Origin of the sequence: Shinella sp. WSD5-1 (assembly GCF_963942435.1) — a bacterium.
Taxonomy (GTDB): Bacteria; Pseudomonadota; Alphaproteobacteria; order Rhizobiales; family Rhizobiaceae; genus Shinella; species Shinella yambaruensis.
In genome coordinates, this window is sequence record NZ_OZ012597.1 from 259,372 (window position 1) to 280,104 (window position 20,733).

The 20,733-nt window shown below is 66.7% G+C and carries 19 protein-coding genes; 12 read left to right on the forward strand and 7 right to left on the reverse strand.

Going from position 1 to position 20,733, the window contains the following annotated elements:
* Positions 1–21 precede the first annotated feature (21 nt).
* From urtE to AABQ55_RS24375, 5 genes are read right to left on the reverse strand one after another with little or no spacing between them, the layout of a single operon-like run.
* Positions 22–717: an urea ABC transporter ATP-binding subunit UrtE gene (urtE, locus tag AABQ55_RS24355; protein ID WP_272807620.1), complete on the reverse strand. Its 696-nt coding sequence runs from the start codon at positions 715–717 to the stop codon at positions 22–24.
* Positions 717–1,403, reverse strand: coding sequence for an ABC transporter ATP-binding protein (locus tag AABQ55_RS24360; protein WP_272807619.1), 687 nt, complete (start codon positions 1,401–1,403; stop codon positions 717–719). The genes urtE and AABQ55_RS24360 overlap by 1 nt, the downstream gene beginning before the upstream one ends.
* Complete coding sequence (locus AABQ55_RS24365; protein WP_244766244.1) at positions 1,400–2,380, reverse strand: branched-chain amino acid ABC transporter permease; 981 nt, start codon at positions 2,378–2,380, stop codon at positions 1,400–1,402. The genes AABQ55_RS24360 and AABQ55_RS24365 overlap by 4 nt, the downstream gene beginning before the upstream one ends.
* Complete coding sequence (locus tag AABQ55_RS24370) at positions 2,377–3,225, reverse strand: branched-chain amino acid ABC transporter permease (protein ID WP_244766243.1); 849 nt, start codon at positions 3,223–3,225, stop codon at positions 2,377–2,379. Before AABQ55_RS24370 ends, AABQ55_RS24365 begins: the two co-directional genes overlap by 4 nt.
* A complete protein-coding gene (locus tag AABQ55_RS24375; RefSeq protein ID WP_272807618.1) occupies positions 3,225–4,634 on the reverse strand; it encodes an amidase in 1,410 nt (469 codons plus the stop codon). Before AABQ55_RS24375 ends, AABQ55_RS24370 begins: the two co-directional genes overlap by 1 nt.
* 101 nt (positions 4,635–4,735) lie before the next feature.
* On the opposite strand from AABQ55_RS24375, the gene AABQ55_RS24380 reads away from it, so the two are divergent.
* Entirely contained in the window at positions 4,736–5,689 is a 954-nt protein-coding gene (locus tag AABQ55_RS24380) for a LysR family transcriptional regulator (RefSeq protein ID WP_272807617.1), read from the forward strand.
* Positions 5,690–5,711: 22 nt separating this feature from the next.
* Here the strand turns inward: AABQ55_RS24380 and AABQ55_RS24385 are convergent, their stop codons facing one another.
* On the reverse strand, positions 5,712–6,506 hold the full coding sequence (locus AABQ55_RS24385) for a helix-turn-helix domain-containing protein (protein ID WP_272807616.1): 795 nt from the start codon (positions 6,504–6,506) through the stop codon (positions 5,712–5,714).
* Between the two features lie 141 nt (positions 6,507–6,647).
* On the opposite strand from AABQ55_RS24385, the gene AABQ55_RS24390 reads away from it, so the two are divergent.
* From AABQ55_RS24390 to AABQ55_RS24410, 5 genes are all read left to right on the forward strand, one after another.
* Positions 6,648–8,231, forward strand: a complete 1,584-nt coding sequence (locus AABQ55_RS24390; protein WP_272807615.1) for an ABC transporter substrate-binding protein — start codon at positions 6,648–6,650, stop codon at positions 8,229–8,231.
* Positions 8,232–8,321: 90 nt separating this feature from the next.
* A complete protein-coding gene (locus tag AABQ55_RS24395) occupies positions 8,322–10,319 on the forward strand; it encodes a CocE/NonD family hydrolase (RefSeq protein ID WP_272807614.1) in 1,998 nt (665 codons plus the stop codon).
* A gap of 234 nt (positions 10,320–10,553) precedes the next feature.
* Complete coding sequence (locus tag AABQ55_RS24400; RefSeq protein WP_272807613.1) at positions 10,554–11,876, forward strand: caspase family protein; 1,323 nt, start codon at positions 10,554–10,556, stop codon at positions 11,874–11,876.
* 23 nt (positions 11,877–11,899) lie between these two features.
* Complete coding sequence (locus tag AABQ55_RS24405; RefSeq protein ID WP_272807612.1) at positions 11,900–13,150, forward strand: lysozyme inhibitor LprI family protein; 1,251 nt, start codon at positions 11,900–11,902, stop codon at positions 13,148–13,150.
* Complete coding sequence (locus AABQ55_RS24410; RefSeq protein WP_272807611.1) at positions 13,147–14,283, forward strand: lysozyme inhibitor LprI family protein; 1,137 nt, start codon at positions 13,147–13,149, stop codon at positions 14,281–14,283. Before AABQ55_RS24405 ends, AABQ55_RS24410 begins: the two co-directional genes overlap by 4 nt.
* Before the next feature lie 97 nt (positions 14,284–14,380).
* Here the strand turns inward: AABQ55_RS24410 and AABQ55_RS24415 are convergent, their stop codons facing one another.
* Positions 14,381–15,304, reverse strand: coding sequence for a LysR family transcriptional regulator (locus AABQ55_RS24415; protein ID WP_272807610.1), 924 nt, complete (start codon positions 15,302–15,304; stop codon positions 14,381–14,383).
* 127 nt (positions 15,305–15,431) lie between these two features.
* Here AABQ55_RS24415 and AABQ55_RS24420 point away from each other — a divergent pair, with 127 nt between their 5' ends.
* From AABQ55_RS24420 to AABQ55_RS24445, 6 genes are all read left to right on the forward strand, one after another.
* A complete protein-coding gene (locus AABQ55_RS24420) occupies positions 15,432–16,280 on the forward strand; it encodes a transporter substrate-binding domain-containing protein (RefSeq protein ID WP_272807609.1) in 849 nt (282 codons plus the stop codon).
* Positions 16,281–16,367: 87 nt separating this feature from the next.
* The gene (locus AABQ55_RS24425) at positions 16,368–16,673 is read left to right on the forward strand and encodes a (2Fe-2S)-binding protein (protein ID WP_244766232.1); all 306 of its coding nucleotides are present in this window, start codon (positions 16,368–16,370) and stop codon (positions 16,671–16,673) included.
* Positions 16,674–16,723: 50 nt separating this feature from the next.
* On the forward strand, positions 16,724–18,169 hold the full coding sequence (locus AABQ55_RS24430) for an FAD/NAD(P)-dependent oxidoreductase (RefSeq protein ID WP_338341921.1): 1,446 nt from the start codon (positions 16,724–16,726) through the stop codon (positions 18,167–18,169).
* Complete coding sequence (locus AABQ55_RS24435; protein WP_272807607.1) at positions 18,162–19,322, forward strand: NAD(P)/FAD-dependent oxidoreductase; 1,161 nt, start codon at positions 18,162–18,164, stop codon at positions 19,320–19,322. Before AABQ55_RS24430 ends, AABQ55_RS24435 begins: the two co-directional genes overlap by 8 nt.
* Positions 19,319–20,032, forward strand: a complete 714-nt coding sequence (locus AABQ55_RS24440) for an ABC transporter permease (RefSeq protein WP_272807606.1) — start codon at positions 19,319–19,321, stop codon at positions 20,030–20,032. Before AABQ55_RS24435 ends, AABQ55_RS24440 begins: the two co-directional genes overlap by 4 nt.
* Positions 20,032–20,727: an ABC transporter permease gene (locus AABQ55_RS24445; RefSeq protein WP_272807605.1), complete on the forward strand. Its 696-nt coding sequence runs from the start codon at positions 20,032–20,034 to the stop codon at positions 20,725–20,727. The genes AABQ55_RS24440 and AABQ55_RS24445 overlap by 1 nt, the downstream gene beginning before the upstream one ends.
* The last annotated feature ends 6 nt before the right edge of the window (positions 20,728–20,733 follow it).

The following is a 20,733-nucleotide window of genomic DNA, read 5'->3' on the forward strand; positions in this document are numbered from 1 at the left end:
ATCCCGGCCATCCGGGCGTGTTCAGATGGCCAGGTACCGGTGAAGCGTCTCCTCTTCGAGCGTCCGGGGCGTGCTTTCGTGAACGATGCGCCCCTTCTCCATGAACAGCACCCGATCGGCCGCCGAGAGGCCGAGGTCGAGGTTCTGTTCCACCAGGAGCACGCCCAGGCCCTTTTCGGCCGCGAGCTTGCGCAGGATGTCGCCGATCATCTGGACGATGTTCGGCTGGATGCCCTCGGAGGGCTCGTCGAGCAGCAGGAAATCCGGTGCCGAGGCGAGCGCCCGGCCAAGCGCCAGCTGTTGCTGCTGCCCGCCTGAAAGCGTTCCGCCCAGCTGGTGGCGACGCTCGGCAAGGATCGGGAACATTTCGAAGATCTCGGCTGGAATCGTCGCGCTGCCGTCGCGGCGCGCACGCGTGCCCATGGTCAGGTTCTCGATGACGGAGAGCTTGTGGAAGATGCCCCGTCCCTGCGGCACATAGGCAAGGCCCGCCCGCGCGATCCTTTCCGGCGGCAGGCCCGCGGCGGCCTTGCCGTTCAGCGCGACTTGCCCGGCCCAGGGCCTGATGAGGCCGATCAGCGCCTTCATCAGCGTCGTCTTTCCGACGCCGTTGCGGCCGAGGATCGACACGACCTCGCCCTTTCGGACCGACAGGGTGACGCCTTGCAGGACCTCGGTGCTGCTATAACCTGCGCGCAGATCGTTCACGTCCAGCATCACGCCCGCCCCAGATAGATGTCGCGCACCATCGGGTCGCGCTCGATGGCCGAAAAATCGCCTTCCGCAACGAGCCGGCCCTGGTGCATCACCACGGTGCGGGCGGAAAGCGCCCGCACGAAATGCATGTCGTGGTCGATCACCACCACCGTGCATGTGCCGCGCAGCGACAGGAGGAGATCGGCCACCGCCTGGGTCTCCTCCGGCGAGAGGCCGGCCGTCGGCTCGTCGAGCAGCAGGAGGCGTGGCCTGCGGATCAGCCCCATGGCGATTTCCAGCCATTGCTTCTTGCCGTGGGCCAGCACGTCGGCGCGGGTATGGCGCTCGGCCGCAAGTCCGGTGCGCGCCATCACCGCCTCCGCATCGCCGCCGCCCGCCACCACCAGGTTTTCCGCAACCGTCAGCGAACCGAAGACGGAGGGGACCTGGAACTTGCGGGCGATGCCGGCACGGGCGATCGCGTGGCGCGAGAGGCCTTCGACAGGCTTGCCGTCGAACAGGATCCGGCCGGCGCTCGGCGCTATGGCGCCGCAGATCATGTTGAGAAGCGTCGATTTGCCGGCGCCGTTCGGCCCGATCACGCAGGAGACCTCCCCCGCCGCAAAGGTCACGCTGACATCCTCGACGGCAACCAATCCGCCGAAACGACGGCCGAGGCCTTCCGTGCGCAGTTCGCCGCCCGTCATGCCGCGCCCCCTTCCTTCACGCCCTTCCAGCGCGTCCAGAGCTTCTGCGCGGCGGCCGGCAGGCCGTCAGGGAAGAAGAACACCATGGCGAGGAAGAAAGCGCCGATGAACAGCGGCCAGGCCGAAGCGCTGAGCGTGGAAACCTCCTGCTGCAGCCGCCAGACGATCATCGTGCCCGCGACCGCGCCGATGAGCGAGCCGCGCCCGCCGACCGCGACCCACATGATGACCTCGGTGGAGAGCAGGAGCGCGATCATGTCCGGCGCGACGAAACCCGTTCCGGTCACATAGAGCGCGCCGGCGAGCCCCGCGATCAGGCCGGAAAGCACGAAGACGGCGAGCAGGTGAAGCGGCGTGTTGTAGCCGAGCGTCTGGGCCTTGCGCTCGTCGTCCTCGATTGCCCGAAGGACGAGGCCCCGCTGGCCGCGCAGGCCCGCCCAGAGCGCGAGCACGATGCCGAACAGCACGGCGACCACGAGATAATAGAAGACCTTGCCGGTGATCGAGAGGCCGAGCGTGAGCGGCGGAACGCCGATCAGGCCCGCATCCCCGCCGGTGACCGAGGACCAGCCGATGGCGATCTGCTGCGCGATCAGGGTCAAGGCCAGGGTGACGATGGTGAAATAGGCCCCGCGCACGCCGCCGAAGATCACGAAATAGCCGACCGCAAGGGCGATCACGCCGGCAAGGCCGACACCGAAGGCAAGCCCCGCGAGGCTGCTCCAGGCGGCGCCCGGCGCCAGGTGGATCGTCATCACCGCCATGCCGTAGGCACCGGCACCGAAGAAGGTGGCGTGGCCGAAGGAGAGGATGCCGGTGCGTCCCCAGAAGAGATCGAGCGAGACGGCGAAGAGCGCGAAAAGCAGGATGTCGCGAAGGCCGGAGACGCCGGAATAGGAGCCGAAGGCCGGATAGAGGGCGAGCGCCGCCAGGATGGCGAGGGTGATGAAAAGCCAGGTCTTCTCCCGTTGCGTCATGCCGGCACCAGCCCCTGCGGACGGAACCGCACGATGACGACCGCGAGGATCAGCACGCTGGCCTGCGCCACGGTGATCGGCACGGTGGTGGAGAGCAACGATTCCAGCCCGCCCACGAAGGCCGAGCCGGCGACGACGCCGGGGATGGAACCCGCGCCGCCGACGAGGACGACGAAAAAGGAGCGCGCCAGATAGTTGACGCCCATCAGCGCCGTCACGGCGACGAGCGGCGCGATGAGGACGCCGGCGAGGGCGGCGAGCGCCGCGCCGCTGGCGAACGCCCGGCGATAGACCCTTTCGGCATTCACGCCGAGCGCCCGCGCCATGCCCGCATTCTGGATCACCGCCCTGACATCGAGCCCGAACGGCGTCTTGCGGAAGACCAGCACGCAGCCGGCCATCACGGCGAAGGCAAAGACGATCAGGAAGAGCCGATAGGCCGGATATGTGATGCCGAGCACCTGAACAGACGCCTCGAACGGCGCCGTCACCGGCCGCGGCGCGGCGCCATAGGCCAGGATGATCGCCTGCTGCAGGATGAGGCTGAGCCCCCAGGTGGCGAGGATGGTGGAGATGGGCCTGTCGTAGAGGCGCCGGATCACCGTGATTTCAAGCACCGTGCCCAGGAGATAGCCGACGACCGGCGCCACGACGAGCGCCAGCCAGAACGAGCCGCCGGCCGCCTGTACCGTGAACAGCGTATAGGCGCCGATGGTGACGAACTCGCCATGGCTGAGATTGATGATGCCCATCAATCCGTAGATGATCGCAAGACCCAGCGCGACGAGCATGAGAATGCTCATCAGCGTCAGCGCATTGAGGGAAAGGGAGACGATATCCGGCATCACGGCGCTCCCAGCAAGCGGTCGACCGCCTCGGCGGCATCGAGCACGAAGCCGTCTTCCCCACGCGGGCCGACGATCTGCAAGCCGACCGGCAAGCCGTCGGCCAGGCCGCAGAACAGGGTGCAGGCCGGCTGCTGTGACAGGTTGATCGGATAGCTGAACCCGGCCCATTCGGTCCAGCGCGACAGGCTGGAGCCCTCTGGCACCTCCCGTCCGGCCGCAAACGGCAGGCAGGCGGTGGCGGGAGAAAGAAGGAGATCATAGTCCGCAAGCAACTGGTCCATTGCGGCGCCGAAGCGGGCACGGGCCTGTTGCGCCGAGATATAGTCCATCAGGCTGAAGCGGCTCCCCTCCCCGGCCGCATCGATGAAGCCGGGATCCATCGCTTCGCGTGCCGACGGGGGGACGGACGAAAGGCGGCTTGCGGCTCCGGTCATCCAGTGGGCGCAGAACAGGTCGTGCAGGCGTTCGCCGGGCAGCTGGATCGCTTCAACGCGCGCGCCCGCCGCCTCGATCCGGCGGGCCGCATCCAACACCGCGCGCTCGATCGCCGGGTCGAGCGAACCCGTCGGCGGCGACATCCAAAGACCGACCTTGCGCCCCTTCCAGCCGAAGGGCTGCGCATCGAGCGCCGACGCCGCCCCCCATGGCTGGCTCCAGTCCCGAAGGCTCCGCCCGCCCATCGCGGCGAGCATCGCCCGTGCGTCGGCCGGGCTGCGGGTCATCGGGCCGATATGGGCAACCGTGCCGAAGACGCTCGGCGGATCGGCCGGGACACGACCGAAGGTCGGCTTCAGGCCGAAGGTCCCGGTGAAGGCGGCAGGGATCCGGATCGATCCGCCGCCATCGGTGCCGAGATGAAGAACGCCCGCGCCGGTGGCCGAGGCGACCGCTGCCCCGCCCGAAGAGCCGCCGGGCGTGCGGTCCGGGTTCCATGGATTGCGGGTGATGCCGAAGGCGGGGCTGTCCGTCACCGCCTTCCAGCCGAACTCCGGCGTCGTGGTCTGGCCGATGAAGACTGCGCCGGCAGCGCGAAGGCCCGCGACGGCGGGCGCGTCCTGCTTCATCGGCGCGGCATCGGTGACCCGGCTTCCGTAGCGCACGGTCCAGCCCTCGACATGCACGATGTCCTTGAGGGTCGCGGGCACGCCGTCGATCGCCGAGAGCGCCGAGCCCGCCCGCCAGCGCGCCTCGGCGGCGCGCGCCGCCTCCAGCGCGCCGGCGTGATCGATGAAGGTGAAGGCGTTGAAACGCGGCTGGACGGCCTCGGCGCGATCAAGTGCCGCCTGGACGGCCTCCACCGGAGAAAGCGCGCCGGACCGGAAGGCCGCGGTGAGGGCCGCGACATCCATGCGGCACAGGTCCGGCGCATCGGAGATTGGCGAGATGGACTGGCGGCTGTCGTTCACGGCGTCTTCCCACTGCTGAAAACCAGTGAAGACAGCATCGCGCAAACGTTGAATTATATAAAATGCAAAATATGATGCTGCTTGTTACATGGAATAGATGAATGAATCTGACCCTTCGCCAGCTTCGTTACCTCGTGCTCGTCGCAGAGACGGGATCGATATCGGCTGCGGCGCGCACGTGCCGCATCGCGCAATCCTCCATTCTGGCCGCGATGGGCCAGGCGGAAGGCGAGATGCATTCCAGGCTCTTCGAGCGCCGGCCGTCCAAGGGCGTCACGCTTACGCCGGCAGGCGAGCGGTTCGTCGCGTCGGCCCGCCGCCTGCTCGCGGCGGAGGCCGAGTTCGAGCGCACGATGGACAAGTTCACCGCCGGCATGCCCCCGGTCCTGAAGATCGGCTGCTTCGAGCCGTTCGGCGCCCTGTTCATGCCGGAACTCCTGCACCGGTTCGTTGCAGCGAGCGGCACCGAGATCCAGCTCTTCGAGGGCGAGCAACCACAACTGCTGACATGGCTGGAATCGAACATGGTCGATGCGATCGTGGCCTATGACATCGGCCCGGGCCTTCCCTCGGATGCCGTGACCCTCGCCCATGTGCCGGCACATGCGCTGCTTCATGCGAACGATCCGCTTGCGCAAAAGCAATGCCTCAGCCTCGCGGAGCTGGTGACGCGGCCGCTGGTGCTGCTCGACCTGCCGCAGACCTCGGGCTACCTGGTCACGCTTTTCGATCTCGCGGGCCAGCGACCGAAAATCTCGTTCCGGACGCGGGGCTACGATACCGTTCGCGCCGCGGTGGCCTGCGGCTTCGGCATGTCGATCCTCAACATGCGCCCCATCGGGCTTGGAAGCCCGGACAGCGATCGTCTGGTGCGCCGCCCCCTGCTCGAAATCCTGCCGACACCCCGCCTGATGATCGCCGACCGGTACGGAAGCGCAAAACCGGCCTTCCTGCGGCGTTTCATCGAGGTGGCGCGGGAATTTTTCGCGGAGATCGGGCCGGAGCGATTTGCGGTTGCCTTGCCGGAACGGCATGCAAGCCTGGTCGCCGTCTAGCCGGACGCAGATCCCAAGATGCTCAGACCTCGCTGAACGGGATGGAAATGGCGGGATTTTCGCTCGCGTCGAGGAATTCGCGCACCGTCGGGGGAAGCTGCCGCGAGCCTGGCGGCAACACGCCGCAGCGGGACAGCAGCTGGCGCCGGTCGGTATCCGTGCCGAGATGGCGCCAGATGACGCGCGAGGCATAGGGGAGGTTCTGCTTCCGCCAGGAAACACCCATCGTCATGCCCCTCAGATAAATGCGCTGGTGCGTTTCGAAGGGCGTCAGGATCGTCTGCGCGATCATCGGTTCAGGCCCGGTGCTGCGCTCGACGACGAAGATGCGGTTGCGGAGAAACGAGGCGAGGCCGACATATTTCGAGAACTGGCGGATTTCATGCGGCCGGTCCTGGATGCGTTCGATGGATTTCACGCGCACCGCACCTTCGTGCTCGTCCAGCCGGGCACAGGAGCAGACGATCATGCCCGGCCACGAGAGCGAGACATGGTAGGTCTGGTAATAGCCGAGATGCCGGCGAAGCGACGGCAGGTTGCCGGGAAAGCAGGTATGCAGCACGTCCGTGCCGAAGGCTCCGCCGGCCGCGCTCACGAGGCGCAGCTCGAACAGGGCCGGGTCGAGCGAGAAGTCGGCGGGCCTGACGCCGAAGAAGGCCGCGATCCGCGCCAGATTGTGCGGCGAGGGGACCGCCTCGCCGTTCACATAGCGGTTGAACTGCTGGCGGTTGACGCCGAGCTGGCGGCAGATTTCCGACACCGACTTGCGGGTGCTGCAGGCATGCCGGAGATTGATCGGGAAAGACGTCGGCTGCATGGTTCACTCCAGGGAACAGGAGCGTAAAGCAGCGTAAAATCGCGTCAAGTCGTGAAATTCTCTCCCGCCCCCATGTTCGCTACGATTTCCTCGAAAGCTCCGGTGGATGTCCGGAGCCCGCACAAATGGGGAACCGACGACATGACGCGCATCTGGAAGCCTGATGTAAATTCCACCGGCAGCCTCAAACGCCGCGAGTTCCTCGGCGGCGCAGCCGCCCTCGGCGTGCTCGCCGCAACGGCGACAGGCTTTGCGCCGGGGCGCGCGCTCGCGCAGGAGCCGAAGCGCGGCGGGCACCTGAAGCTCGGCCTGAAGGGCGGCGCTGCGACGGATACGCTTGATCCGGCAGGCTACAGCGCCGGCGTCGCCTTCGTGACGGGCCGCTGCTGGGGAGATACGCTGGTCGAATCCCATCCCGATACCGGCGTCGCCGTCCCGGCCCTTGCCGAATCCTGGGAAGCCTCCGCCGATGCCGCGACCTGGACCTTCAAGATCCGCAAGGGCGTCACGTTCCACGACGGCAGCCCGATGACCATCGCCGACGTGCTCGCCACGCTGAAGCGGCACTCCGATGCCGGCTCCAAGTCGGGCGCGCTCGGGCTTCTCGGCTCGATCAGGTCCTTCGAGGACAAGGCCGGCGACCTGGTGATCACGCTCGCCGAAGGGAACGCGGACCTGCCGCTGATCCTCTCGGACTACCACCTGATCATCCAGCCGGGCGGCGGCGTGGAAAACCCCGATGCGGCGGTCGGCACCGGCCCCTACAAGCTGGTCTCCTTCGAGGCGGGCGTGCGCACGACCTTCGAGAAGAACGCGAACGACTGGCGCTCCGACCGCGGCTTCGTCGACAGCGTCGAGATCATCGTCATGAACGACACCACTGCGCGCATTGCGGCGCTGTCCTCCGGCCAAGTCCACTTCATCAGCGCGGTAGAGCCCAAGACCGTCGAACTCCTGAAGCGCGCGCCGATCGTCGAGATCCTCCAGACCGGCGGCAAGGGCTTCTACAGCTTCCTGATGCATTGCGACACGGCACCGTTCGACAACAACGATCTGCGCCTCGCGCTCAAATACGCCATCGACCGCCAGGAGATCCTCGACCGGGTGCTCAGCGGCTACGGCACCCTCGGCAACGACTATCCGGTCAACATGGCCTATGCCCTCGCCCCGGACGGTATCGAGCAGCGCGCCTTCGACCCGGACAAGGCCGCCTTCCACTACAAGAAATCCGGCCATTCCGGCCCGGTTCTCCTGCGCACTGCCGAAGCCGCCTTCCCCGGCGCGGTCGATGCCGCCGTGCTCTTCCAGGAGAGCGCCAAGAAGGCGGGCATCGCCATCGACGTCAAGCGCGAGCCGGATGACGGCTACTGGACGAACGTCTGGAACGTCCAGCCCTTCTCCGCATCCTACTGGGGCGGGCGCCCGACGCAGGATTCGCGCTATTCCACCTCCTATGTCTCCAACGCCGAATGGAACGACACGCGCTTCAAGCGGCCGGATTTCGACAAGCTGGTTCTCCAGGCAAGGGCCGAGCTCGACGAAACCAAGCGCCGCGCGCTCTACAAGACCATGGCGCTCATCGTGCGCGACGAGGGCGGCCTGATCCTGCCGGTCTTCAACGACTACCTCAATGCCTGCTCCAAGCAGGTGAAGGGCTATGTCCACGACATCGGCAACGACGTCTCCAACGGCTATGTCGCAAGCCGGGTCTGGCTCGACGCCTGACGTTATGCCTCTATATCCATGACCGGATGCAGCGCCGCGCGCTGCATCCGGTCAGTCAAATCCGCCTCTCCCGCCAAACGGACGCCCGCCATGCCTCGCCCCTTCACCGTCATCGAAAACCAGTGGATCACGCTTGCCGACGGCACGTGGCTTGCCGCGCGCATCTGGATGCCGGACGGGGCCGAGGCGGACCCCGTGCCCGCCGTCTTCGAATTCCTGCCCTACCGCAAGCGCGACGGCACGTGCATGCGCGATGAATCGACCTATCCCGTCTTCGCCGCCGCCGGCATTGCCGGCGTGCGTGTCGATATCCGCGGCTCGGGCGAATCCGACGGCGTCATCGACGGGGAATATACGCCGCTGGAGCTGGCGAACGCCTGCGAGCTCATCGCCTGGATCGCGGCACAGCCCTGGTCGAACGGCGCGGTCGGGATGATGGGCATCTCCTGGGGCGGCTTCAACTGCCTGCAGGTCGCCGCGCTGAAGCCGCCGGCGCTGAAGGCCGTCATCTCCATCGCCTCCACCGTCGACCGGTACAACGACGACATCCACTACAAGAACGGCACCCATCTTTCCGCCCAGTTGTCCTGGGCCGCCACCATGCTCGCCTATCAGTCACGCTCGCCCGACCCCGACATCGTCGGCGAGCGCTGGAAGGCGATGTGGCTGGAGCGGCTGGAAAACGAGCCCTTCTTCATGGAGGAATGGCTGCAGCACCAGCGCCGCGACGCCTTCTGGAAACACGGTTCCATCTGCGAGGATTTCGCCGGCTTCCCCGTCCCCGCCCTCGTCATCGCCGGCTGGGCGGACGGTTATCGCAGCACGCCGCTCAAGGCCGTCGAAGGCCTTGGCGACAAGGCGAAGGCGCTGATCGGCCCCTGGGTTCACAAATACCCGCATTTCGCCTGGCCGAAGCCGCGCATGGATTTCCACACGGAAGCCATCGCCTGGTGGAACCGCTGGCTGCGCGGTGAGGAGAATGGCGCGGAGAAGACGCCGCAGGTGCGCGCCTATATCCAGGACGCCGCCCGCCCGGCGCTGCGCCGCGAGGCCGATCCCGGCTTCTGGGTCGCCAAGGATCGCTGGGAGGCGCCCGACATGGCGACCTTCTACGTCGAGCAATACGGCACGCTGGCGCCCGGCATGCCGATTGCCGGCGCCACCGGGCACGACCGCACCCTGAAGTCGCCGCTCGACACCGGCATCATGGCCGGCGAGTGGTTCACGCTGAAGCCGGACGCGGAAATGGCGCTCGACCAGCGCCTCGACGATGCCGGCTCGCTTGTCATCGAGACGCCGCCGCTCTCGGAAGCCCAGGACTTCCTCGGCCAGCCGGTGCTGGAGCTCGACCTCTCGACGGAGGCCGATATCGCCAATCTCTGCGCCCGCCTCGTCGATATCCATCCCGATGGCACGGCGACCCGCGTGACCTTCGGCGTCCTCAACCTCGCCCATCGCGACGGCAATGCCGAACCGAAGGCGATGCCCAGAGGGGAGAAGGTCCGTGTCCGCCTCGTGCTCGATGCCATGGGCTATCGCTTCCGCGCCGGCCACCGCATCCGCCTGTCGCTCTCGACATCCTACTGGCCGATGGTGCTGCCGCCGCCGGTGGATGCCGGCGTGACGGTCGATCTCGCCTCGCTCGGCCTTTCCCTGCCGAAACTCGGCGCGCACCGGGTCGTCTCTCTTCCCGAGCCGGCCAATCCCGACCCGTTGCCGAAATATACGGAGCTCGCTCCGGGCGAAACGGCGCGCGGCGTGGAACGGGACCTGACGAACGGCCTGACCGAATATTCGATCTACGAGGATACCGGCCTCAACGAGCATCCCGGCACGGGCCTCGCCACCCGCCAGGTCCGCGACGAACTCTGGTCGATCGCCGAAAACGACCCGCTCTCGATGACGGGCACGGCCGTCTGGACCTGCGACATGCAGCGCCCCGGCTGGTTCGTACGCACCGTCTCGACCGCCACCATCGCCTGCACCGCGACGCACTGGCTGATCTCGGCCAATGTCCGCGCCTTCGAGGGCGAAACGAAGATCTTCGAGAAGACGTTCGAAAAAGCGGTTCCGCGCGACTTCATGTAGCCTTCCAGCCGCATTCCGATCGCCCGCAGGCCGCTGGTTGCCTCTTTGCCGCTTTTCGGTTTGAATGAAACCAATTCTGGTGAACGGGCGACGAACGGCGGGAATAGAACGTCCGCGATGTTCATGCGTGCAAGGCGGAGTTGAGGCATGCGGGCTGTTCCTGGAAGAAATGCAATCCGGCATTTTCTCGCCGCGCTCGTCTGCCTGCTTTTCCTTCCTGCCGGATCGCCGGCCATGGCACAGGTGTCAGCATCGCACGGTGCCTTCGACGGGGTTGCCCTGGTGATCGGAAACGCGGACTACCGGTCGGTGGCCCGGCTCGCCAATCCGGCGAACGATGCGCGGGCCATGGCGGAAAAACTGGGCGGCCTCGGCTTTCGCCTCCATGTCGCCATCGACCAGCCGACAAGCGCCTTGCAGGAGACGATCCGGCGGTTCGCCGGCGACGTGTCCGGTGCGGACGTGATCTTCGTCTTCTATGCAGGCCACGGCCTTCAGCTCGACGGCCGCAACTTCCTCGTTCCGGTCGATCTTGCGAAAGGCGGGCAGCGGGACGACCTGATCGCGGTCGACCTGATCCTTTCGGCCATCGAGGAGAAGGCCAAGCCGGATGCCGCCAAGATCATCGTGCTCGATGCCTGCCGGAACAATCCGTTCAGCGACCTCTTCCACGGCGCGGACGGATCGCGCGGTCTTGCGCGCATCGACCTGCCCAAGCCGGCCGGCGCTGAGGCGAGTGCCGGTTATTATCGCCTGGTCGCCTTCGCCACGGCTGCCGGCCAAGTGGCATCCGATGGCGAAAGGGAGCACAGCCCCTATACGGAAAGCCTGCTGCGCTTCATCGATCAGCCCGGGCTCGAAGTGTCCGAAATGTTTCGCCTTGCGGCAGGCGACGTGCTTGCCAGCACGAACGGCATGCAGAAGCCCGAATATCTGGTTCAGACGAGTCGCACGCTCTTCTTTCGTCCACCCAACATAACCGAATGCGACCGGCTCGCCGTCGACGCGCGTAATTTCATCGGCGTGAAGGGCATCGCCTTCGAGGACATCGACGCCGTGAAGGCCGTGCCCGCCTGCCTTGATGCCGTCGCGGCCGAGCCGGAAAGCGCCCGGCTCAAGCACAACCTTGCCCGCAGCCTCGAAAAGGCCGAGCGGCTTTCCGAGGCGCTGGAACAATACCAGGCGGCGGCGGACAAAGGGCATCCGGCCGCTATCAATGCGCTCGGCATCATGTATCTGGCCGGATGCGGCATGGCCAGGCCCGATATCGCCCGCGCGCTGCAGCTCATCTCGCGGGCGCGCGATCTCGGCGATCTCGAAGCGGCATCCACGCTTACCGCCCACGACTTGCTGCCCTACCTTTCGGACGGCGGCAAGGCAACGCTGGCCCAGGCACTTGGACAAGCGGGCGTGACCGTCCGCGGCCCGGACGGGCTTTCGGCCGCGGTCGGCGCGTTTCAGCAGCAGGCCCGGCTGAAGGCCGGCGGACTGACGCTCGAGACGGTCCATGCCCTGAAAATCTACGATACCGTGCCGGCGGGCTTCCGCTGCCACTGACGGCATCACGGGAAGGGAAGAGGATGAAACGCCTTTTTATCGCTGCGCTGCTGGGCATCCTGCCGGAAACGGCGGCTGCCGGCGGGATCGTCGAGAATTTCGAGACGCCGGCCGAATGCACGGACAGGGGTGACCTGAAGATCGAAGCCTGCCTCGCAGCCCTTGGCGGAGGGCTGGACGGCGAGGTGGAAAGCCGGCTTGCGGCCGTGCTGGCCGCCTCCGCGCAGCCTGATGCGGTGCGCGCCGCCCAGGACGCCTGGCTTTCCTATCGCAAAGCGACCTGCGATTATTTTGCCGGGCAGGAGGGCATCGTCGGCGTCATCCAGGGCCTTCAATGCCTGCGCTGGACATCGTGGCGCCGGATGAAGGAACTCGACGCGCTGCTGGGCGTCGCTCCATCGGAGGACGGCGACGAAAGCCAGGCCGAGGGCGGGCTCGAACCGGACTTCAACACGCTCGCCGATTCGCACTATTCCATGCGCGCCTTCGCCTTCGGCGATTACAGCTGGTACATCAAGAAGCGCTATGGCGCCGCCCTGATCGAGAAGGCGCTGGCGGCACGCGGCTTCGAGGCGGAAACGGCAAAGGCCATTTCGGCGGATTGGGACGCCTGGCGATATCACCCGGAAAACGGCCAGCCCCTGCTGGAGAGCGCGCCCATGAGCGCCAGCGATGCCGACATGCAGTTGCTTGCGGCCCGTTTTCCTGCCTGCATGCGCGATCTCGGCACGGCGAATTGCCGCATGGCCTATTCGATCGAACTCGGCTGCCGGCTCGACCCGCCTGTCGCGAAGGCATGCCAGGGCGTCTTCGATGTCAGCCGGTCCATCGCTGCCGGCTATCGGCGCGACGGCCGCACCGCCTCGCCTTTTTCCGGTTTCCAGGGCAATTCGGTATACGCCATGGCCGGCTGCATCGCGGAAGGCGGCAAGGGGGCGGGCCTCGCGGTCTTCGCCCCGGACAATGCCGAGACCGTCACCAAGCTCACCTTTATCGCACAGCCGGCAGGCGGCAGCGCCGTCGCCCAACCGGTCGACATCGAGACGCTTCCCGAGCGGCAGGCGGAGCTTTGCAGCGCGCTCATCGGCTGGACGTTCGACGAGAGCGGCAATCCGATCGCTGCGGGCGGCACGATCGAGCTTTATGCCGTTTCCCCCGAAAGCGTGTTCGCGCAATATCGGGAGGATGCGCAGGCGGCCGACCCGGCACGCGATCCCGACTACGCCGACCACCTGCGACGCGTGGCCAACGCACTCGATGAGGCCGCACAATGAGCCGTCTTGCATTAAGTCTCCTCTCCGTGGCCGTCTTGTCGGGCACGGCGACATTCGCCGAAGCACAGGACCAAGCCGACTGCGCGCGAAACGCGCTGACGCCCGGCCTCTGCCAGGCATGGCGGATCGCGGTGCAAACGGAATCGCTTTCGCAAACCCTCCGGCTGCTCGACGGCGAGATCGAGGCCCGCGCCGCCGCAGGCGGGATCGCGCAGGAGAAGGCGGCGGACCAGCAGGCACGGCTTGCCGCATCGCAAGCCGCCTGGGAGACCTTCCGCGATCACCAATGCGCCCTTGCCGGCGCCCACCCGGACGGTACCGAGGCATGCCGCCGGTCGATGGCGGAGGAGCGGCTCGCCGAGCTGCAGAACCCCGACATTGCGGAAGCGGGCGCGGAGGGCGAGAGCTGGTCCGAACGGCGGGTCAGTCAAAGTCCCTTCCACACGGATGCCTGGGTCATGCTGCGGCTCGGCGGGCCGCCAATGCGCACCATTGCTGATCGCGTCGCTCTCGCGACCGGGCCGCGCCAGGCGCAGGACTGGAGCTTTCGCAAATGGGTCAGCGATTTCCAGGCGAAGATCCGTGCGGCAAGCGGCTACGGCCCGCTGACCTCCGGCTTCGTCGCCGCCGAATGGGACATGCTGCGCTATGATCCCGAAAGCGGCGTGCGGCTGCATGCGGCGCCGGAAACGATTGCGGGCAGCCCCGCCGACAACAGCTGGGACAAGGACGAGGCCGGAGCCTTTGCCGCGCGCCTGCCCTCCTGCCTGAAGAACCTCGCGGATCCTCAATGCCGCGTGCAGTATTCCACCGAACTGGGTTGCCGCTATGACGCCGACATGGCGGCGTTCTGCCAGCAAAAACTCGATGGATTGCGCGGCGTCTTCCAATCCTATGCCCTGGACGATCCGCAGCACCGGGACGATTTCTACAAGGCGGTCGCCTGCCTGACGCCGGTTCCCATCGACACCACTTTCTCCCAGACCTTCCTTGCCGGCAGGAACCTGGCCTCGAACCCCGCAGGTGCCGAAGGCAGGCCCTGTTCGGAGCTGGGCTTTACGGCCGACGGCAAAGGCTGGTCCGCCCGGGACGTGCCGCTTTTCGGCACGAGGATGGATCTGGAAATTCGCTAGACATGTCGTTCCAGCGGCAACACCGCATCCATTCATCCTGAACCTCGGGAAGAGGATGCCCGGTCGGCCTACAGCCTGCCGCCGGCGGCGCTCATGGTCATCGACCATCCTCCGCGCCGGCTGGCCGGGCGCCAATGCGCATCGACGCATGCGCCGCCTCCTGTAGAGCACGCTCCAATCGTCCGACAGAGGGGCGTTGCGGCCTGTCCTGTGGCTGTTCGAGATAGTAGTTTCCCGGACCCGGCGTTCTCGGCACGAACGGGCAAACGACGAGGCCGAGGGCGGCGGCAATCGGGCCGCAAACCGGCAGGTGGCCGATCGCAAGGCCAAGCCCCTGGCTGACCATCATCAGGGACAGCGGCGTCGTGTCAACGGTTTCGAGCTTGAGGTGCCGGCCCGGCTGCGGGCCGAAATTGTGATTGAGAAGGGCAGTCCAGCCAATGGCGTGGGACGCCACGTCATAGAGGCGAAACGACAGCAGGTCCTCCAGGCTGCCGATGCGCGCCGTGTCCTCCTTCCGGCACATGACGACATGGGACATGCCCATCAGCCAGGTAGGGTGCCGCACGAGGTGCGGCTCCTCTCCGAACCGGATCACCAGGTCCGGATCCACCTTGCGCTGCGTGCCCTCCACCAGAAGGTCGACGCGGATCGCCGGGTTCGCCGCTTCGAAATCCGCCAGCACGCGCGGCAGCCAGCTCATCGCCATCAACTGGCTCGCCAACAGCGTAACGCGGTCGATCCGCTGCCGCGCGAAGAGGGACTCGGCCTTGCTTTCGATCGCCCCGAGGGACGCCTGGACCGTCGGAAGGAAATCGCCTCCTTCCGACGTCAGGTTGATCCGGTTTGCGGCGCGTTCGAACAGCGGACGTCCCAGATGTGTCTCGAGCGCAAGGATCTGCTGACTGACGGCGGCAGCGGACATGCTTAGTTCTTTTCCGGCCCGGGCGAAGCTCTGGTGCCGCGCGGCTGCCTCGAACACGCGGAGCCAGTTCAACGAGGGGATTTTCGCGATACGCATTGCATCAGGCTAAGTCCAGCTTAGCCTCAGGTCAATCAGATACCGTATCCAAACATGCTTCGCTCTTTGGCATAGTCGCATGACGGGTTGCTCAAAACCCGATGAACAACACCAAGGGAACGAAGATATGCTCAGACGCCATATGCTGCTTGCTCTCGCCCTGACGCCGCTTCTGGCTGGCGCGGCGACCGCTCAGAACCTGCCCGACCACATCACCGTCGCGACCGAGGGCGCCTATCCTCCGTGGAATTTCAGCAATGCCGATGGCTCCCTCGGCGGCTATGAAATCGAGCTGACGCAGGCGCTCTGTGAGCGCATGAAGATCAAATGCGATCTCATCGCCCAGGAGTGGAACGGCATCATCCCGGGCCTCACGGTCGGCAAGTATGATGCCATCATCGCGTCGATGGGCGTGACTGAAGAGCGCAAGAAAGTCATCGGCTTCTCGAAGCCCTATGCGAAGGCGCCCAACGGGTTCCTCACGGCGGGCGACAACGCGCTCAAGGATCTTCCGGAAGCCGGCCGCTCCTTCGACCTCGCAAAGGCTCCGCAGGAGTCCGAGGCGGCGCTCGCAGCCCTGAAGGAAAAGCTCTCCGGCAAGACCATCGGCGTTCAGACCGGTTCCACCGCGGCCACCTTCGCCGGCGAATACTTCAACGGCCTCGATATCCGCGAATATCCCTCCTTCGAACAGCTCGGCCTGGAGCTCACCGCCGGGCGCATCGACCTCGCCGTGGCCAATGTGACGGCCTTCAAGGCGGTGATCGACGCGAACCCGGCAGGGACGCTGGTCTTTACCGGCCCCACCTTCGCCGGCGGCGTGCTTGGGCTCGGCACCATCAATGTCGCCCTGCGTCCGGGCGACGAGGCGCTGCGGGCAGCCTTTGACGCAGCCATCACGGACATCAACAGGGACGGGACCAACAAGGCCCTGACCGAAAAGTGGTTCGGCGTGGATATCTCCATCCATGAATAGCCCGCTCCCCCTCCCTCGTCGGGAGGGGGCGATCGCCGCGCGGCCCTCCTCCCGAACCAGCCGTTTCAACGATGCACAGGTAGCACCATGTTCGCGCCCATCGGCTCCACCGAGGCAACGATGACCATTTATCTGGATGGCCGGGCGATACCGGCGCGGGCCGGCGAAACCATCGCGGCCTGCCTTCTGCGCGCCGGTGTCGGCCACTTCCGCACGACGCCGGTCAGCGGCGCGAGACGACTGCCCTATTGCATGATCGGACACTGTTTCGACTGCCTGATCGAGATCGACGGCGTCGGAAGCCGCCAGGCCTGCCTGAGCGAGGTCGAGGATGGCATGAGGCTTCACACCCAGGATGGGCCTGCCGCCATCGCCGGCATGGAATTCCAATGACCCCGGCCCCCGATGCAGACGTGATCGTCATAGGGGCAGGTCCTGCCGGAATGTCGTCCGCAATCGAGCTGGCGTCTGCGGGATGCAGGGTAATCGTGCTCGACATGCAGCCCTTACCCGGCGGGCAGATCTTTCGTTCGCTGGAAGCCAACATGCAGGCACGCCCCCGGACGGACGCGCTGCTCTCCGCCCTCGGGCCGGCCTACAGGGCCGGCCTTGCCCTGATCGAGCGGTTTCGGGCAACGCCCGGCATCGATTTCCGGCCCGGCACCACGGTCTGGGATCTGCGGGCAGACGGTACGGTCGGCTGGCTCAGGGGCAACGCGGCCGGCTACCTGCGTGCGCCGCATGTCGTGCTCGCCAGCGGCGCGGTGGAGCGCCCGACGCCGTTTCCGGGATGGACGCTGCCCGGCGTGATGACCGCCGGGGCGGTTCAGACCCTGATGAAGGCCGGACGCCTCAAGCCGGAGGGAAGGATCGTCCTGGCCGGAACCGGCCCGCTGATCTTTCTGCTTGCCGACCAGCTGCGGCGTCTCGGCGTCAAGCCGGTGTTGATTGCCCGCACGGACCGGCTCGGGGACAAGCTTGCCGCTCTCAAACGGGTTCGACCGGCCGGGATCCCGGCCCTCGCCAAGGGGGTGGGCTGGCTTGCCCGGTTGCGGCTTGCGGGCATCCCGATGCGGACCGGCATATCCGGGCTTCAGGCGCTGGGCGGCGAACATCTCGAATCCGTCCGCCTGCTTGCCGGCGGAAAAACCATGGATATTCCCTGCGACCTCCTCCTGGTGCACGACGGCATCGTACCGTCAACGGACCTGGCGCATGCCGCCGGGCTTGCTCTCGAGTGGAAACGGGACGATGCGAGCTGGCGCCCCAGGACGGCGCACGATGGTCGGGCGCGGATGGCGCCCTGCCCATCGTTCACGACGGGCCCCTGCAGGATACGGATCACAGGCGACGCACGCCGGATCGGCGGCGCCGACGCCGCGGCCGCGCACGGGCGTCATGCCGCGCGAGCCATCCTCGCCGACTTCGGCCGCATCACCGGGAGACAGGGGGGGCCGGATCGGACCGAAGCCGAGGTGCTACGCACCCTGGCAGCACGCCCCTTCCTCGACGCAGCGTTTCCGCCCGGCCTGGCGGCACGGCTGCCCGATGACGCGACCATCGTCTGTCGCTGCGAAGAAATCACGGCGGGTTCGCTACGTGTCGCGATCCGGAACGGGGCTGCCGACATGAATCTGATCCGCGGGCTCCTGCGCTGCGGCATGGGGCCTTGCCAAGGCCGAAACTGCGCGGCGACGCTGGCCCGGCTTCTCGCGGAAGCAGAGCCCGGCCGACCGATGCCGCCGAGCCCGTTCCGCGCAAGGCCACCGCTGCGGCCTCTTCCGCTCGGCGCGCTGGCCGGCATGACGGGGCTCGATCCGGCGCTGGCGCAGGTCGAGTCGCTGGACGACAAGCCGGAAGAGATCACCGGAGACGACGTCCATGCATAGGAACGGCTGCGATGCCCTCATTATCGGCGGCGGCTTGCAGGGATGCTCGATTGCCCTGTTTCTCGCGCGTGCCGGTTGGCAGGTCACCCTGGTCGAGAAGAACCTGGCGGGGCGGCATGCCTCGGGTGTCAATGCGGGTGGCCTTCGGTCACTGATGCGCGATATCCGTGAATATCCGCTTTCCCTGCGGGCCATGGACATGTGGGCCAATCTTGCGGACTTCGTGGGGAAGGACGCGGCCGAAGCCTGCGAGGTCCGGCTCGGCACATCGCAGATTGCGCTGGCGATGGATGCGGCCGAGCTGCAATGGTGCGGGGCACGGGCGCGGACGATGCGCGGCCGTGGAATAGATTCCGAAGAGCTGATCGCGCCCGACGAGCTTCACCGGCTCCTGCCCGGCCTTGCCGGCTCCGCACATGGTGGCCTGATTTCCCGGCGCGACGGGCACGCAAACCCCGCCAATTCCGCACGCGCTTTCCGCAAGGCTGCGGAAGGTGCCGGCGTCCGGATTCTTGAGCGGTGCACCGTGCGCGACCTCTCCGCCAAACCCCTCGGCGGATGGCGCGTCGACACGGATGCGGGCAGGATCGAGGCGGAGTGGGTGCTCAACTGCGCCGGCGCCTGGGGATCGGACATCGCGGCACGCCTCGGCGAGACGCTGCCGATCACGGTCCTGGCCCTTTCCATGATGGTGACGGCGCGGGTGAAACCATTCATCGCCCCTGTCGTCATCGGCATCGACCAGCCCCTCTCCTTCAAGCAGAGCGCGGTCGGCTCGCTGGTCATCGGCGGCGGGATACTCGGCAAGCCCTGCCTGAGCGAAGACACCTCGTTCACCGTCATGGACCGGATGGCATCGAGCGCCGCGGCCACGGTTGCGGCCTTTCCGGGCCTGGCGGGCGTGCCCGTCGTGCGGACCTGGACCGGCCTCGAAGGGGCGACCGACGACGGAATACCCTTCATCGGTCCCAGCCGCCTGCATCCCGGCCTCTGGCATGTGTTTGGCTTCTGCGGCCACGGTTTCCAGCTTGCCCCCGCCGTTGGGGAAGCGGTGGCGCGTTCGCTTGTCTCCGGAAGCCTGGAGGCGACGCTCGCTCCCTTCGCGGTCGACCGCTTGCACCGGCCGCAGCGCAAAGACGAGGCTGTTCCATGATGTCGAGCATATTCGAATTGCTGGGCTTCGGGCCGCAAGGCTGGGGATTGCCGCTGCTCAAGGCCGCAGGCGTCACGATCGCCGCTGCCCTTTGCGGCTTCCTGCTGGGAAGCGTTTTCGGAATTGGCGGGGCGACCCTCAAGCTCGCCCGGCCGCGCGCCCTGCGCCTGATCGGCCAGGCCTATACCACGGTCTTCCGAGGCGTGCCCGAGATCCTCGTGGTGTATCTCTTCTATTTCGGCGGCAGCGTCATCCTGACGACGCTCATGAACACGGGAGGATTTCCCGGCTTCTATTCTCTGCCGTCCTTCGTCATCGGCGTCCTTGCGATCGGGATCGTATCCGGTGCCTACCAGACGGAAGCCTATCGGTCCGCATATCTTCGGCTGGACCGCGGCCAGATCGAGGCGGGCACCGCGTGCGGCATGTCGAAACTCCTGCTCCTGCGCCGCATCGTCGCTCCCCAGACGCTGCGTTTCGCCCTGCCTGCGCTCGGCAACATCTGGCAGTCCGCGCTCAAGGAAACATCGCTCCTGTCGGTCATCGGGCTGACGGAGCTGCTGCGCCAGGCCGGTACCGCCGCGGGTTCGACCCGCCAGCCTCTCCTGTTCTACGCCATTGCGGCCGCGGTGTTCCTGGTCATCGGGCGCGCCACGGGCGCCGGGCTGAACCGGATGGAAAGCCACCTCGCCAAACCCTGGAGACGCTGATGCTGGATTGGCCCTTTCTGACGGATGTCCTCGGCCAGCTGCTGTCGGGTTTGCCGCTGACGCTCCAGCTTGCGGCACTGTCCCTCTCGATCGGCTTCGCCCTCGCCGTCTTCGCCGCTGGCGCCGCCGGCAGCGCCTTCTCGCCGCTGCGATGGGCCGCGAAGGCCCATGTCGAACTCTTTCGTGGAACCCCTCTCCTGCTGCAGATCTTCCTGATCTACTACGGCCTGGGTCAGATCGCCCCGCTGCGCCACTCGGCCCTCTGGCCCTTCCTTCGCGAACCCTACTGGTGCGCCATCCTCGCCCTTGCGCTCAACACCTCGGCCTATACGGCCGAGATCATCCGCGGCGCGATCCAGGCCGTGCCGGCACACGAGATCGAGGCGGGGCGCGCCTGCGGCATGTCGGGCCTCCTGCTGCGCCGTCGCATCATCTGGCCCATCGCCCTCCGCCAGGGCCTGGCCGTCTACGGCAGCGAAGCCATCCTGATGATCAAGGCGACCTCGCTGGCAAGCATCATCACCCTGACGGAGCTGACCGGCATCGCGCACAAGCTGATTTCCTCGACCTATCGCATCTTCGAGATCTTCATCGTCACCGGAGCGATCTATCTCGCCCTGACCTTCCTGATGAGCGCGGCCTTCGCGCTTCTCGAACGGCAACTCCAGGCCCACCACGCCCATCGTCGCGCCTGACCTCGT

What these genes read in the sequence shown, in the direction of transcription:
- AABQ55_RS24425 (WP_244766232.1), top strand. Translation starts at nt 16,368, where the DNA reads ATGTTCGCGCCCATCGGCTCCACCGAGGCAACGATGACCATTTATCTG.
- AABQ55_RS24380 (WP_272807617.1), top strand. Translation starts at nt 4,736, where the DNA reads ATGAATCTGACCCTTCGCCAGCTTCGTTACCTCGTGCTCGTCGCAGAG.
- AABQ55_RS24420 (WP_272807609.1), top strand. Translation starts at nt 15,432, where the DNA reads ATGCTCAGACGCCATATGCTGCTTGCTCTCGCCCTGACGCCGCTTCTG.
- AABQ55_RS24390 (WP_272807615.1), top strand. Translation starts at nt 6,648, where the DNA reads ATGACGCGCATCTGGAAGCCTGATGTAAATTCCACCGGCAGCCTCAAA.
- AABQ55_RS24370 (WP_244766243.1), bottom strand. Translation starts at nt 3,225, where the DNA reads ATGCCGGATATCGTCTCCCTTTCCCTCAATGCGCTGACGCTGATGAGC.
- AABQ55_RS24360 (WP_272807619.1), bottom strand. Translation starts at nt 1,403, where the DNA reads ATGACGGGCGGCGAACTGCGCACGGAAGGCCTCGGCCGTCGTTTCGGC.
- AABQ55_RS24440 (WP_272807606.1), top strand. Translation starts at nt 19,319, where the DNA reads ATGATGTCGAGCATATTCGAATTGCTGGGCTTCGGGCCGCAAGGCTGG.
- urtE (WP_272807620.1), bottom strand. Translation starts at nt 717, where the DNA reads ATGCTGGACGTGAACGATCTGCGCGCAGGTTATAGCAGCACCGAGGTC.
- AABQ55_RS24395 (WP_272807614.1), top strand. Translation starts at nt 8,322, where the DNA reads ATGCCTCGCCCCTTCACCGTCATCGAAAACCAGTGGATCACGCTTGCC.
- AABQ55_RS24430 (WP_338341921.1), top strand. Translation starts at nt 16,724, where the DNA reads ATGTCGTCCGCAATCGAGCTGGCGTCTGCGGGATGCAGGGTAATCGTG.
- AABQ55_RS24435 (WP_272807607.1), top strand. Translation starts at nt 18,162, where the DNA reads ATGCATAGGAACGGCTGCGATGCCCTCATTATCGGCGGCGGCTTGCAG.
- AABQ55_RS24385 (WP_272807616.1), bottom strand. Translation starts at nt 6,506, where the DNA reads ATGCAGCCGACGTCTTTCCCGATCAATCTCCGGCATGCCTGCAGCACC.
- AABQ55_RS24405 (WP_272807612.1), top strand. Translation starts at nt 11,900, where the DNA reads ATGAAACGCCTTTTTATCGCTGCGCTGCTGGGCATCCTGCCGGAAACG.
- AABQ55_RS24415 (WP_272807610.1), bottom strand. Translation starts at nt 15,304, where the DNA reads ATGCGTATCGCGAAAATCCCCTCGTTGAACTGGCTCCGCGTGTTCGAG.
- AABQ55_RS24400 (WP_272807613.1), top strand. Translation starts at nt 10,554, where the DNA reads ATGGCACAGGTGTCAGCATCGCACGGTGCCTTCGACGGGGTTGCCCTG.
- AABQ55_RS24410 (WP_272807611.1), top strand. Translation starts at nt 13,147, where the DNA reads ATGAGCCGTCTTGCATTAAGTCTCCTCTCCGTGGCCGTCTTGTCGGGC.
- AABQ55_RS24365 (WP_244766244.1), bottom strand. Translation starts at nt 2,380, where the DNA reads ATGACGCAACGGGAGAAGACCTGGCTTTTCATCACCCTCGCCATCCTG.
- AABQ55_RS24445 (WP_272807605.1), top strand. Translation starts at nt 20,032, where the DNA reads ATGCTGGATTGGCCCTTTCTGACGGATGTCCTCGGCCAGCTGCTGTCG.